The sequence below is a fragment of the Chryseobacterium sp. BGA-UO-ETr-SB22 genome (assembly GCF_059567885.1).
Genome location: NZ_JCAQOV010000005.1, coordinates 2,320,460 through 2,336,137, shown reverse-complemented (window position 1 = coordinate 2,336,137; position 15,678 = coordinate 2,320,460). Strand labels below are relative to the sequence as shown.

General features: G+C 36.6%; 8 protein-coding genes. 7 read left to right on the top strand and 1 reads right to left on the bottom strand.

Annotation, left to right across the window (positions count from 1 at the left end):
* The first annotated feature begins 2 nt into the window (after positions 1–2).
* The 7 genes from AC57AW_RS17940 to AC57AW_RS17910 all read left to right on the top strand — a co-directional run bounded on the left by AC57AW_RS17940 (position 3) and on the right by AC57AW_RS17910 (position 14,757).
* On the top strand, positions 3–293 hold the full coding sequence (locus AC57AW_RS17940) for a PAAR domain-containing protein (RefSeq protein ID WP_318849151.1): 291 nt from the start codon (positions 3–5) through the stop codon (positions 291–293).
* Positions 294–448: 155 nt separating this feature from the next.
* Complete coding sequence (locus AC57AW_RS17935; protein ID WP_318849150.1) at positions 449–859, top strand: GPW/gp25 family protein; 411 nt, start codon at positions 449–451, stop codon at positions 857–859.
* An 89-nt stretch (positions 860–948) separates the two neighbouring features.
* Positions 949–3,999 carry a baseplate J/gp47 family protein gene (locus AC57AW_RS17930; RefSeq protein ID WP_496352970.1) on the top strand — a complete coding sequence of 1,017 codons (3,051 nt, stop codon included), beginning with the start codon at positions 949–951 and terminating at the stop codon, positions 3,997–3,999.
* A 24-nt stretch (positions 4,000–4,023) separates the two neighbouring features.
* Complete coding sequence (locus AC57AW_RS17925) at positions 4,024–6,828, top strand: baseplate wedge protein (RefSeq protein WP_496352969.1); 2,805 nt, start codon at positions 4,024–4,026, stop codon at positions 6,826–6,828.
* On the top strand, positions 6,828–9,950 hold the full coding sequence (locus AC57AW_RS17920; protein ID WP_496352968.1) for a PKD domain-containing protein: 3,123 nt from the start codon (positions 6,828–6,830) through the stop codon (positions 9,948–9,950). Before AC57AW_RS17925 ends, AC57AW_RS17920 begins: the two co-directional genes overlap by 1 nt.
* An 81-nt stretch (positions 9,951–10,031) precedes the next feature.
* A complete protein-coding gene (locus AC57AW_RS17915; RefSeq protein ID WP_496352967.1) occupies positions 10,032–13,688 on the top strand; it encodes a PKD domain-containing protein in 3,657 nt (1,218 codons plus the stop codon).
* A gap of 154 nt (positions 13,689–13,842) precedes the next feature.
* Complete coding sequence (locus AC57AW_RS17910) at positions 13,843–14,757, top strand: hypothetical protein (RefSeq protein ID WP_496352966.1); 915 nt, start codon at positions 13,843–13,845, stop codon at positions 14,755–14,757.
* A gap of 70 nt (positions 14,758–14,827) precedes the next feature.
* Here AC57AW_RS17910 and AC57AW_RS17905 read toward each other — a convergent pair whose 3' ends face one another.
* Positions 14,828–15,490 carry a S24 family peptidase gene (locus AC57AW_RS17905; protein ID WP_318849144.1) on the bottom strand — a complete coding sequence of 221 codons (663 nt, stop codon included), beginning with the start codon at positions 15,488–15,490 and terminating at the stop codon, positions 14,828–14,830.
* Between the last annotated feature and the right edge of the window lie 188 nt (positions 15,491–15,678).

Sequence of the window (15,678 nt, the reverse complement as noted above, 5' to 3'; positions counted from 1 at the left end):
TCATGAAACCGGCAGCAAGAATTACAGATATGCATACCTGTCCTATGGTAACGGGAACTGTTCCCCATGTAGGAGGCCCTATAATTCCGGCAGGAGAACCCACGGTGCTTATCGGCGGAATGCCTGCAGCAAGACAAGGAGACAAAGCAGTATGTACCGGACCACCGGACACCATTGCATCAGGATCTTCAAGTGTTTTAATAGGTGGGAAACCTGCTGCAAGAATGGGTGATTCTACCGCTCATGGAGGAGTGATAACCGCGGGTGAAGCTACTGTTTTAATTGGCGGATAATATTGAAGGCTGCTTTTAATACAATCATAAGCTACCCTATAAATAAGATCTGGCTAAAAATAAAAAAGTAAAACATCAATAACAAAGCGGTTAGAATAACCAAAACTCTATGCTACAGATGCAGGATGTGAACATTCAATATAACAAATTAACGTATGAAAATAAATACAGATTTTTTAGGAACAGGCTGGAGTTTTCCGCCTGAGTTTAACGAAACTGAAGGAAAACTGGCCATGACCACAGATGTGGAAGACATCAATAACAGCCTTAAGATTTTATTGTCAACACGCCCTGGCGAACGTGTCATGTTCCCAAATTACGGGTGTGACTTGCAGGATATGCTCTTTAAACCTCTGGACTTAACGCTGATTACCCAAATGAAAGGAATCGTTGAACGTGCTATTTTATATCATGAACCCAGAATCAACATTCTAAGTATTGAAATTGATACCCAGGAAGAGCTTGAGGGAGAAGTTTTGATACAAGTTGACTACGAAGTAAGAAATACTAATACAAGAAGCAATATGGTTTTCCCTTTTTACAAAGGAGAAGCTACCGAAATATAATGAATTACGGGATGTCTGTAGCCATTTTGAATACTACCAAACACTACAATAAGTATTGCATCTGACCATAGAAAGATAAATATAAACAAATGAAAAAAACAGATACATTTTCACATTATCGTGAAGGAAAATCACAAATGCAGCGCTTTTTAGCAGAATTAGATCCTGGGAATCTTGAGTTACACGATTTCGATTTGTTTGACTGGCTATTATTCGCAAACAATTTTGCAAGTCATGTAAACTATTTTGACAAAGATGATAATACAGCACCAAAAGGAAAATGGGGGAACTTCTTCCTGGGTGATGATGGCAAGGCTATCCCACGTAGAGAAAGCGTTGAGTATAAAAGTATGAAAAAACAGGTTACAGATCTTATATCCCAGTTTGAACAGGATAGCAGCCTGACTCCCCACCTGACATTATTTGTCTGCTTTTTAAAATTATTAGATTTCTCAAAAAAAGCCTTCAATAATCTGACGAAAAGACATTTGGATTTCTACTACAACGAAATTCTTCAAATTGAGAAAAGTGAAGCCAAATCAGACAAAGTCTATGTCATTTTTGAACTTGCCAAAAAAGCGATTCAGGAAAAAATTCCAGCCGGTACATTACTGGATGGGAATAAAGATGCTGACGGAAAAAAACGAATCTACAAAACAGGTGATGAAATTATTGCCAATCAGGCAAAAGTAGTTGAGATCAAAAGCTTCTTAAATGACGTTGAAAAGAGAGAACTGAAAATGGCTCCCGTGGCCAACTCTGCCGACGGTTTGGGAGATAAATTACCGGACGAAAGCAACTATTGGTGGCCGTTTGGATATAATTCTGATGAAACCGATTCAAATAAATCTATCTATAAGGAACTTCCAAAAGCCAAACTGGGCTTTTCAATTGCCTCTTCATTATTAGATTTAAAAGAAGGAGAACGTACAATCACCCTTAAGATTGATTTTAATAAAAATTCAACCCAGAAATTACAAAATCTTTCAAAAACAGATATTAAAAATAATATCAAAGTGCTTTGCAGCGGGGAGAAAGAATGGTTGTCAGGTGCTGTTTTAACATGTATTAAAAACGAAGAAGAAAGATTAGAGCTTTCTATTACATTACCTAAAGAGTTCCCGGCAGTTGTAAAATACAATAAAGAAGTGCTGGCAGAAACATTTCAAACCAGTTTCCCTGTTGTAAGGTTGATGATTGAAGGAGGAAAGTACTACGATATGTACGAAGCTCTTTCAGAAAAACTGATAAAAAATATAGAAATAGCAGTTGATGTAAAAGGAGTAAAATCAATTCAGATAGAAAATGATAATGGGACATTAAATTCAGAAAAGCCTTACTATCCTTTCACCGCGCAACCTGTTAAAGGATCTAATTTTTATATCAAATGTCCTGAAATGTTTTCCAAAAAATGGCAAAATGCAGACATTACGATCAACTGGAAGAATGCCCCGGACTCTATAAAAGATTTATACGGCGGATATGTTATTCAACCTAATCAAAACATAAGTTTAACCGATTTTGAAGGCTTAAAAAACTCATCAATCGTAGGTTCTGATGGTTACTTTAAAGCTGATGTTGCATTGCTGGATAATGAAATCTGGTACGAAAAGGCCAATGATATTGATGTTTTCAGTAAAGAAAAAGATGCTTATAAAATCCGGTTTTCTGTAAATAATGCAAGTAATAAGGCCGGAACAAGTGAAACGATCAAGGTAACACTTAATCAGTCATCATTACAGGATGTGTATCCTAAACTGTATACATTGGCATTATCAAGTAATCCGACTTTTAAAAAGCTTATTCCCAACGAGCCATATATTCCTTTTGCTGAAGACATAGAGCTGAATTACAGTGCAAAAGAAAATGTGTATTCGTACTTAGAAAGAAAATCTGCCGGAGAGGCTTCAAAAAATAAAGAAGTACAACTGTATCATGAAGATGTATTCGGGCAGTATGAAAAAGAAATTGAAACCAACAGCATTGTACCCGTGCACCAAAATGGAGGTGAACTGTACATCGGTTTGGAAGCAATGCCTCAGACCACAGTTTCACTATTAATTCAAATGCTGGAAGGAAGTGAAAATCCTTTAGTGGATACTTTCCTGGAAAAAGAATTTATAGAATGGCATATCCTTTCAAACAATACATGGATGAGTTTATCGGATTATATGCTGCAGAATGAGACCAGAAAGTTCCTGGAATCAGGGATTGTCAAGTTCAAAGTACCTAAGGATGCTGACAAAAGCCATACAAGATTTACCGACGGATTAGTCTGGATCAGAGCAAAATCACAAAGAAGCTATGATGCAGTATGTAAAATTCAGGGAATCTATACTCAGGCTGTTTTAGCAACATTCCAGAATCAGAACAATGATCTGTCTCATCTTAATAACGGATTGGAAGCAAAAACCATTGCTAAGCTGATCTCCAGAGTTCCTCAGGTAAAATCAGTCAGCCAGCCTTATAACTCGTTTGACGGTAAATACAAAGAAACAGATACGGAGTTTTACAGACGTGTGAGTGAGCGACTAAGACACAAGCACAGAGCCATTACACAATGGGATTACGAACATTTGGTATTACAGGAATTCCCGGAAGTTTTTAAGGTGAAATGTTTAAATCATACTTCTGAAAAATCCTATATGGCTCCGGGCCATGTAACCCTGATGGTGGTTCCGAATATTAAAAATAAAAATGCTTTTGACGTGTATCAGCCCAGAGTAAGCAGAGCTTCGTTGAATAAAATTCAAAATTATGTAAATGAATTAAATACAATGCATGTGACCGCTCAGGTGATTAATCCCAATTATAAAGAAGCAAAAGTAGAAACAAAGGTCAAGTTCTTTGAGCAGTATGACGAAACATTTTACACCAAACAGCTGGACGAAGATATTAAAAAATACATATCGCCCTGGGCATTTACAGACTCTGAAAATATTGATTTTAATGTAGAGCTGAATGTTAATCAGTTGGTTAACTATCTGGAGCAGCTGCATTATGTAGACTACATTGATGATATTAAAATATTGGTGAACAATGTACCGCAAAGGAAATCTTTAATCGAAGTAGATCCCAAATCAATTCTGGTATCTGCCAAGCAGCACAATGTCACTATTACAGAGCAGGTATGTATTTAATAATAAATAAGAAGAAACATAATCATGTCAGAAAATAAACATATTAGTATATCAAAAAATATAGAAACCGGGGATCAGACAGATTTTCATTTTCTACGCAAAACAGGAATTGAATACATAGAACAGTTAGGAGGAAAACTCTGGACCGATTATAACTCTCATGATCCTGGGATCACCACTTTGGAAGTTTTAAGTTATGCCATAACGGATCTTGGCATGAGGATGAACCTGAATATGGAAGATATCTTAACATCTGATGATGTAAAAACAGACATTCATACCCAGTTTTTAAAGGCTGCAGAAATTTTACCTTCAAGACCTTTAAACGAACTGGACTACAGAAAGCTGTTTATAGATATTAACATGGCAGGAAGTCTTACAAGACCGATCCGTAACTGTTGGTTAGTTCCTAAAAATGAAAAATTATACGTTGACTGCAAAACCGGGGATTTAGACTTTAAACCTATTGGAGACAAGACAGAAAGCTTTACCGTAAAAGGATTGTATGACCTGTATGTAGACTATGCTGAAGATATTGATACAGATGGTATCGGATGCGAAAAATCTAACGTTAATATCAAAATATTAGACAGTTACCACGCCAATAGAAGCCTGTGCGAAGATCTGGCAGAAATTAAAGAAGTTGAAATCCAGAAAGTGGCAGTATGCGCCCGTCTTGGACTTGTCAGCAAAGCAGATGAAGAACTGGTACATGCTAAAGTACTCAGGGCCATCAATAATTATCTGTCTCCGGATGTTCATTTTTATTCACTGAAACAAATGCTCGATAAAGGTCTTACTACAGATCAGATCTTTGAGGGACCTCTTTTGGATAATGGCTTTATTGATACTGAAGAACTTAAAAACAGTCAGTTAAGAACAGAAGTTCGTCTTTCCGATATCATTAGTGAGATCATGAAGATTGAAGGGGTTAAAGAAATTCATGACGTTTCTATTGCAGGTTGTGATAACATCATCAAACAGAATAACGATTGGCTGATCTGTATTGAAAAAGGCAGAAAACCGGAACTGTGCGAGCTGAGTTCATTCAGTTATAGTAAAGGATCTCTTCCGTTAAATATCAATGACAAAAAAGTTCAGGATTACTTAGAAACTCTTAAAAGAGAAGAAGAAGTACTGAGAGAGGATGCAAGACAGAATAAAGAATTGGCTTTACCACAGGGAACGTCATATGATATAGCGAACTATGCTACTATTCTGAATGAATTTCCGGATACCTATGGAGTAGGAGAGTCAGGTATTATTGGGAATCAATCCCCGGAAAGAGAAGCCCTGGCCAAACAAATGAAAGGGTATTTACTGTTTTTTGATCAGATCCTTGCCGGATATTTCAAACACCTTGAAAAAGTAAAAGAAGTATTAAGCATCAATGGTAAGTTAAAAAGAACCTTTTTCACACAGGCTATTAAGAATATTAAAGGTTTTGATGAACTGGTTTCTGAATATGATACTGAGAGTGATGATCAGCTTACAGATTCGTTGTATGAAGAGTTGGATAATAGTGTGGAACGCCGAAATGAAGTGTTGGACCATCTGATCTCCCGTTTTGCCGAAACATTCAGCGATTATACTTTCCTAATGAAATCATTGTATGGGAAATCTACCGATGAAATTGTTTTGAGCAACAAAGAAAACTTCCTGAAAGAGTATTCATCATTAAGTAAAGACAGAGGATTAGGGTGTAATTACACGTTAATTGGTGATTTAGATATTTGGAATACCAGTAATATTTCCGGTGTTCAGAAAAGAATAGCCCGTTTGCTGGGAATTAAAAATTACAACCAGAGAAACTTATCCCAATCGCCGGTCTCCATCATTGAAACAATAGACAATGCAGGTAAAAAAACATATACCTGGAAAATAAAAGATGCCGGTAACAATATTGTCTTATCCTCTGTAAATAGTTATACAACTGAGCATATTGCTATCAAAAACCTGAATGATGCGATTTATCAGACCATTCAGATTGATGAAGAAGACCTTGAAAATGCATTGAAAGAACCCATTGAGCATAACCGTTTAATTGGAAATATAATCATTCGTTTTTCACAGGGAGGTAATTATTATTTCGAGATTGTAGATGATCCTGTTAAGCAAAATGTAATTGCTACACACAAAAAAACAAATCCTTATTCAAAGCCGGAAGATTTGATAGAAGGAATTAGAACTACGGTGAAGTATTTCAAATATGAATTTACAGAAGAAGGTATTTTCCTTGTAGAGCATTTATTATTAAAGCCAACCACTAAAGATTATAAACTCATGGGAGGTATTGGCTGTATGTCTATCGGGAGTACTTTTAAAGTGATGTATGATCTTGATGAAAAAGATCTTCCAACAGGTCCGATAAAATATTCAGAAGCGTTAATGTCTTCTTGTGAAGAAGGTTGTGAAACAGATGTGTTTGACCCTTATTCTTACAGAGTAAGTGTTGTCCTTCCGGGGTTTGCTTATCGTTTTCAGGATCCTGATTTCAGACGCTACGCAGAAACCGTTATCAGACAGGAAATTCCGGCTCATGTTTTAGCGAAAATTTGCTGGGTGGGAGATCGTTTGAGTGAAAAACAAACCGCTCAAAACGATTTGGCAGAGTTTGAAGTGGCTTTTAAAAAATACCTTTCAGATAAGTCAAGAAACAATATTGTGAATCTCGGAAACAGCATTACAGATTTACTGACTGCTCTTAGCCATTTGAACAATATTTATCGACCTGGAAGACTCCTGGATTGTGACGCCAATGATAGTGACATTCTGGACGGAAAAATCATATTAGGACAATCCAACTTATCAAAAAAAATTGAAAAATAATGAATACTAAATTAGACAATGTAACAACCCAATATAGAAAGTTCAACGACAATCAGGCGTTAACAGAAGGGCAATTAAACGAATTTATAGATTATTTCGAAGATCAGGACAGACTATCAAGAACCCGTTTAAGTGGAGTGGGGGTAGTGTGTGGTTTTCAATCGAATTATGTGGAACTTGAAATCTCACCTACTTTAACAGAAAAGGCTTCCAGACCCGGAGATAGAGATCTTGAGATTCCCTTTGATACGATTGCAATTACACAAGGAGCCGGGGTGACTACGGATGGAGACTTAATAACACTGCGTCAGGCAGAAAGTAAAAGATCAGAGGCCATTATTGACTTTCAGGTAAAAAATTACAGATATTATAGAAATTATATTGATGTCGTTGGATATGAGCATTTTCGTATCGGAGGACAGCAAATCCCTCTTTTAGAATTGTTTACAGTACAAGAGTATAGACAGTTGGTGAACGAAGGGGCTAATGCCGGTGATTTTAAACAGGTAATAGATATTCGTAACTCATTGAATGATAAAATTGTAATTCTGTATTTAGAAAGTTATTCCAATGATGAGAATCCTTGCCAGGATGCTGATTGTGACAATAACGGAGCTGAGCAGGTTTCTAATCTTAAAGTGCTTCTTGCAGATTCAGCATCTGTTTCAGAGCTTATTACCAAAGGAGATGCAAAAGACACAATTTATAAACTTCATAATACGTTTGAAAAACTTTTTGACAGTTTACCTAACATTGAAGCCAAAAGAGTTATTCTGGATACGCTTGTTAAAACAGCTCCACAACTAAAAACAAAATTCAACGGTGCCATCAGTACTGTTGCAGAATTAAGTGATGGATTTACTTCTATTGCGGGAGTTTTTAATGTAAATATGAATCTGGGCGGGCAGACGCTCTTTGATAAATTAAATCCTTTACTGTCAAACACTTCTCCAGGCTTGGAAGACTATCAATACCGATATGATTTACTAAAAGACTTGATTGATACCTACAATGAAATAAAAGGTTTGATTCTGCATCTGAATGCTGAATGCTGTCCGGAAATTACTTCATTTCCTAAACATCTTATGTTAGGACATGTTGGAGCAAAACAGGAACTAGGAGGATATACCCCTTTACGTCACGGTTTTTATAATTCACCAGTCACTACCAATGATGACGAGAATTATGAAAGAGTTGTCATGTTGGCCAATCGTTTTGTGCAGAAAGTCAATGGGTTTCAATCCTATATCGGACGTATCAAAATTACACCTTCAAATCTGAATGTAAGATTGGGGAATAAAGCAATCCCATATTACTATAATGTAGATAAATCCTTATTGGCTCAATGGAACTTTGAAAAAGCAAAAACCGATAGGGCCGCTTACAATCTAAGCTATCATACAGCCAATTTAGCAGGAGAAGACTTTATTCAGAATCCGCTGAATTATAACATTGACAATAATGACTTCTATAGAATTGAAGGTCATCTGGGAATGCCTTATAAAACAGCATTGCAAAATATCAATGATCTTAAAACACAATACGGATTAGCTTTTGATGTCATTGCATTGGTCCTGAATAAAGGTGAAAAACCTGGTGGTGAGCCGCCAATCAGAGAAAAAACAGTATCCATAGAAGAGTTGAGAAAACAATTGATATCCATTTCCAGTGATGTCAGCAACAGGACACTCAATTCACAGAATACTTTGCTGAACATTTCTAAGCTGGACGAACAGTTAAGGTTGCTGAACCAGGCTGAATTCTCAAAAGAAGGATCATCCGAAGGAATTACCGTTGTAAAACAAGATCCTAAAAAAGATGTTGTCAGTGAACTTTTAAGCGAATTTTTAGAGCGAAAACCAGGTCTTGAACATGTAGCTGGTGTAGAGCCGGGTGGAACTTTTGCTTTGATTTATAATTCGGAAACTGATAACCAGGTTCTTGCAGACTTTTCATTACCGTACTTATGTTGTTCTAAAAAGGATCCTGTATTTTTGGTATTACCGGCAAACAAGTTATGTCAAAGAGATCCTGCGGTAGAGATGACACTCGTTCCGTTAGACGCTCAGGTGAAAGCATTTGTAAATGGGACTCAGATTCCTGCAGTGACACAATCCGGAGGACAGAAACTCTTTGATCCAGGGTTGGTTAACTCAACTTATTTTGGACAGACGATCACCTTTACCGTTAATGATGAGCCTGTGGAATCTACCATGGTAGTTTATGCAGAACCTGTAATTAACGTTACTGTTGGAGAAGTGGTCTATGGTGAAGATGTCAATGATCCAAAAGCAACAGTTACATTTAATGTTAGCGGTCATCAAGCTGGATACACTTATAACTGGAATTTTGGTGATAATTCATCAGGCAGCCAGGTGCCGAATAATGGTACAGTGACTCATGTGTACTCATTAGGAGTAGCGGGTCAGGAAGATGTTTTCAGACCTACTTTAACGGTTAAAAATCAGAATGGATGCAGTACAACATTTACGATTACTCCTATTACATTAAAATTGGTTATTAACAAAAATACCAGAATATTCATTTATTTCGATTCTTCCGGTTCTATGAACTCAACTTTAAGACCATTGGAAACGATGAAAGCCACCTTACTTAAAAACAGATTATTGCCTTTATATGGAAATGATTCTGTAGCCTATGATGAGAAAGTACAGGTAGTCTCCAGAGGTTCAGAAAGAACATTTGATTTTTTAAATATGGAAAATCAAACAGCGGCAGAAGGTAATGTAATTGTGATGGTTTTCCAGGATGAGGCAGACTCAATCTACCATAGTTATCAGTCAATTACTCCTAGAACAAATGGTTTCTCAAATGATATTCAGGCTTTAAAAACCAGAATTGCGAACAATTTTGGGACAAATAATCCTAATTATTACCGAGGAATAGTGTTCCAGGTAGATGGGGATGCCAGATTCCAGGAGCTTATGAAGGCCGTAGAAAACGGTTCTAATGCTTCTTATCCTTCGCAGTTCAACCTTCAATCCGAAGTGGCAGCAGGAAAAGTAAAATTCAAATATAATGTTCCTGATGGAGATACTCCTGAAAACTACTTGAGTAAAGTTGTTGGTGCGCTTCAAGAGCTGGGTTATAACATTCCTTAATAATAACAATAACTTCTTAGGCAGGTTTCTGTCTGAGAAGTTATTACACCAGCTTAATACAATCATAAAAAATGAATTACAATGAAGAATCAATTAAGTAATATATCAGTTCAATATCGAAAATTCAGTAAAGGACAGTATATAGAAGATCCGGATCAGTTCAATGAGTTTCTGGACTTTTTCGAAGATCAGGACCGTTTGTCCAGAGTACTGCTGCAGGGAGTAGGTATTGTATGCGGTCTCAAACCAACACTTATTTATAAAAACAGGCTGCTGAGCAGCATACAGCTTTCACAGGGAGCGGCAATTACCACCGACGGAGATTTACTCACCCTGAATACTACCAGCAAGACGAGTGAAGACTTGTACATGAGTGATCTGAAAACCGTGGATCTGGAAAATAAAAGCTTTACCCACTTTAAAGGATACGATAATTTTAAAGTAAAATATCCGGCATTTTACGAAGGAAGTGAGCAGATTGAACTATGGGAACTGGCCACAGCTCAGGAAGCCAAGACTGATTTTCAAACGATTAATAATCTTACCAATTTAGAAGGCAAGTACTTGCTGCTGTATTTGGAGGATTATGAAAAAGAAGTTAAACCTTGTAGAGGTGTTGACTGTGATAATCATGGAATACAGCAGATAAGAAACCTTAAAGTATTAGTTACTACAGCAAGTGGTATCACTCATATTCTTGGAGAAGAAGGTTTTTCTCTGCCTGACCCCGTAACAGGTGTAGTTAAACCTAAAAGACAAGATCGTCTTCAGCCTCATCCTTTGTTTATAGAAGATATCATGGAGCCTGTAAAACAAAACCGTATTATTTTAGAACGGTTTGTTACAAAAAACAAGGTGGAAGTCTCTGATTTAAAAAAGATGTATATCAAGGCGATAGATAAAGCTGATTATGGGAAGAGTATTTTTGAAAAAATCGCAGCAATCGCTAAAATTTTAAGAATTCCAGGTGCCAGCTATGAATCTTTCAAAGTATCACTAGACAGAGTTATTAATCAGGAAACAGGTTTTCAGTATACTTATGATGTGATAAAGGATTTGATGGATACCTATTCTGAAATTATAGAATTACTTCCTAAAGCATTTACTAACTGTTTTCCGGATTTTGCATCTTTTCCTAAACACATCATGCTTGGGAAAATAATATCAGATGTTCAGTTGGATTTCTCAAGACATCAGTTTTATAATTCACCTGCTTTAGACGATGAAAAAGCGACCCAAAAAGTTAAAACCTTAATCAATCGTTTTAATCAGCAAGTGGGACGTTTTGATCCTGATACTATTATTAAAAATAAAGAACGGGTTAAAATTACTCCATCACAAAAATTAAATCCCCTGGGCAATAAGGCAATTCCTTTTTACTACCAGGCTACAGAAGAATTTTTAAAAAAATGGAATTTTGATAAAACAAGCAATCGGTCATCTGGAAATAATTTAACATTTGATACGGAGTGGGTATCGATAGGTCTGTTTGAAAAAGAAAAACCTTTAAATCTCAATATAGATAACAATTCGTTTTATAATATAGAAGGTCATCAGGGGATGGACCACCGAATAGCTTTTGAGCAGATAAAGGAAATCAGGGATAAGCAGCAACTGGGATTTGATATCATGCTTTTATCTTTAGAAGAATTGGTAGGCAATAAAGATCTGTCAAAAGCTTATTTCAATGAATATGTAGAAAAGAACTCAGGATTAGAGCATAAACGAGGCGTTGAAAGGCGAGGTACTTTTATCATGGTGTATGATTCTATAAGAAATCCAAAAGTGATTGCGGATTTTTCACTTCCATACATATGCTGTACCCCAAAAGCTATTGTTAAATTAAGTTTGCCGGAGTCTGTTATTTGTGCTGAATCCAAGCCTATACCTTTTACGGTGTCTCCTATAAATGGGATTGTAAAAGCAAGTGTTGGTAGCGGCGTGAAATTGATTAATGGACAATATTTCTTTGATCCGAAGGCTGTGGAAGAGCAGTACCGTGGTCAGGAAATTACTTTTACCGTAAACGGAAAACCTACTGATTGCAGTATCAAAGTTGTTTCACAACCGGAAATAAAGATAGAGGTTGTTGACGTATTTTATCCGGAAGGTGAGTCGATAATAACGGAACTGCATCTTAAAGTTTCCGGAGAAGGTTTTGAAAACTATACTTACAGTTGGGATTTCCTGAATAATGGACATGTCATTAACAAGCAACCGGATGAAAAAGGAAACGTCAGCTATGAGTTCTATAATCTGGATCCAAAAAACATTCCACTGATAAAGGTGAGTGTGAGTGGTCACGGATGTACTCAGGACATTATTATAAGAGGTTGGTACGATGCTCCGGTTCGATTGAGCTTGCCAACAAGTGTTATTTGTTCTGCAGCAGATCCTTTACCTTTTGACGTATTCCCTGAGAATGGAGTTGTGGCCGCCAGTATTGGCGCTGAAGCTAGTGTTATATCCAGCGGTGGGAGCTATTCCTTTGCTCCGAATTTAGTGAATCCTACTTTGTATGGGCAGGAAATTACCTTTACTGTAAACGGACAATCTACTAATTGTAAGATCAAGGTTATTCCGCCGCCTAAAGTTAATTTTGCGTATACTGTTAATTACCCAAGTGGTGGTTCAACAGAAACAACAATAAACATTGAAGTTTCCGGACCATACTTTGCAGAATATAATTACAGCTGGGATTTCCTGGGTCAGGGACAGTTTATCGCACAAAATCCAGTAAATGGTAAGATCAGTTACAAATACACCAATCTGGATTTGAAAAATATTCCTGTTATAGGGGTGAAAGTAACAGGTGGAGGATGTAATCAAAGTACAGCAATAAGAGATTGGTATGACGTTCCGGTTCGGGTAAGTTTAGCAACTGATATTATTTGTTCTGCAGCCGACTCTATACCTTTTATTGACCTATTCCCTGCGAATGGGGTTGTAAAAGCCAGTCTTGGTGCTGAGTCTAGTGTTGTTGGATCCGGAAATGGAAACTATTCCTTTGCTCCGAATTTAGTAAACCCTAGCTTATATGGTCAATATATTACATTTACTGTAAATGATAAAGCAACTAACTGCCGTATTAAGGTTATTCCACCACCTAAAGTGAACGTTAATTATACAGTTGATTATCCGGCTAACGGTTCAACAGAAACAACAATAAACATTGAAGTTTCCGGACCTTACTTTACAGAATATACTTACGGTTGGGATTTTCTGGGGACTGGAAATTTTACTCCCCAGCCTCTTGTAAATGGTAAGATCAGTTACAAATACTCTAATATTAATCCAAATAATATTCCGGTGATAGGAGTGGAAGTGACCGGTGGCGGATGCTATCAAAGGTTGTCCATAAGAGATTGGTACAGACCTACATCTGTTGTAATAAACAATATCGACTTCTCAGAAGGAGTGCAGTGCTGTGAGGGTGTTAAGCCTGTTGTTACGGCTGTAGCAGAAACTGGATTTAAATTCCATCAGCGTGACCTGTCTTTTATATTAAAAGGAACAGGTGCATTAAATGGAGAGCCTGATGATAGTGATCCTGCAAAACTTATTTATTCATGGCTTCAAACAAGCGGACCAGCTGGAGCGGTACTTATAGATGCTGATACACGAGCTGTGACAGTTACCAATTTGAATTATGGGACCTATGTATTCCGATTTATGGTTTTTGATCCTGATAGTGATGCGTTTGATTTTAAGGATGTGAGTGCTGTTGTACAAGAATAATCACAATCCTGTATCTGCACATAAATGAAGATGAACTTAGGGACAGATTCTGTGTATGATACTGTAAAAGGGGTGATCAGGTAATTCTATGAGTTCAAATCATCCCCTTACATATTAATGAAAAACATAATAATAACAATAAAAACATAATATAATGGCAGAAGCACAATGCAAGATTTCATTTAAGATAGATTATATATCTTCTTCCCCAATAGAAAAGGCAACTGCATACTACGGGATCACAGGACATTCACCTGAGGAATATCAGATACCAGACCCTGAGAGTAATAAATTAGTAGAACTTCCTATCATTCAAGCTCCGGGCAATTACGATTTGACGGTAAAATTAGATTTAGGAAATGTGAGTGCCCAGGATACAAGTTCCTTTAAAATTGGTAAGTGTATTCCTTCATCTTGTAAAGTTCCGTCTATTGAAAGAGTCTTGGTAGATAAATTTGGTCAGGTAGAAGTATATTTTTCAGGAGACGATACAGACCTTGCTACACTGGAATATCAAATAGCGTTAGATCCCGAATTTAAAAATATTATTTATTCAAAGGTGGGCCTTACTTATGCCTGGCCTGAATATGTTGATATGAATACTGGAAAGATTGATAATAACACTCTTTTATACATAAGGGCAAGGAAATATTGCCTATCTAACGGAGTTTCAGACTGGTCAGGTCCAATTGAGTTTCAATCCGGGGAATGGAAAATTCAGAAAGCACCTTATTCCGTTAAAAATGCCTGTTGTGTATCAGCGGGTTTTAAGGACCCAACAAATCCTAGTGATGTAGGAGAAAGTATTTGCCAGTCCGTAAGCCGATGGACTAAGAGCTTGAATCTGACAACACCTTTTCCGCAGGTAGGAAGTTTTATTTATCTTGAGGATGGTAGAACCCCTGCAATACCAGGAAATCTGTCAGAGTTTGATAAAAATGGTGCAAGTGGATTTAATGAAAAGGGAATCCTATGGGTAAGGTTTCCAAGTTACAGTAACAGTAAAGTTTATGATGTAAACCAAGATACAGGTGAAATAATCAGAGAAACACCTAGATATATTTGTTAGACTCTCTTACGTTATCTGAAAGGCCCCGATAAAATCCTCAAGAAATTGAGGATTTTATTCACTCAGGCAATTATCTTCTGTTGTTTTTACGTCTTGTACTTATAATATTGAAAAGCTTTGCAACATCCTTCAGATGGATCTCGAAATCCTCATAATATTCATTTAGAGAATGAAGGGTGATAAGGCCTTTCTCAACATCATGGTTAACAATTCGTTTTACTAAAATTCCTTTCTCTTTGTGAACGATTACAAAATCCCACTTATCATAATGCAGCTTACTCATCCAGTAATCCTGTCTGATGTTTCTGCATAAGATAATGTCACCTTCCAGATAACTTTCATACGATCCGTTATCCATGCTGTCTCCTTTCACTTCAAAACACATGTATTCACCTCTGTGTTCTACATCGTCCGTAAAAGGAATAGTCGGTAAGCTTTCTATATATTCTTCATCAGCAAAATTACTCAGATAACCGGCTTGTGCATATTGATTCGCCAATGGAACATGCATGATCTTTAAATCTGAAAAAACAACCGGAGATGCACTGTCATCATTGAGTTCCTGTTGTTTTACCAGTAAATTGGTTACAAAGTAAGCCGTTGTTTCCGGTATTTTTCGTTCGCCTTTTTCCCAATACTGCACGGCTCTGGTGCCTACTCCTATAGATTTTGCTATATCAGCCTGCTTCATGTTTAGTTTCTTCCTGATTTCTTTGAATTCTAAATAGTTCATTTTGATATGTTTATAAGTTATTTATAAAAAAAAACGAATAAATTGTTCGTTTTTATTTTGAAAAACGAACAATGTTCGTATATTTGTTTCGTCGTTAAGATGGAACAGTACAAATGTACAAAATTATATTTAAAATTTAATATTTTTTTAATATTTTAAAATGTTACTTTTTGTTTGTAATTATATGT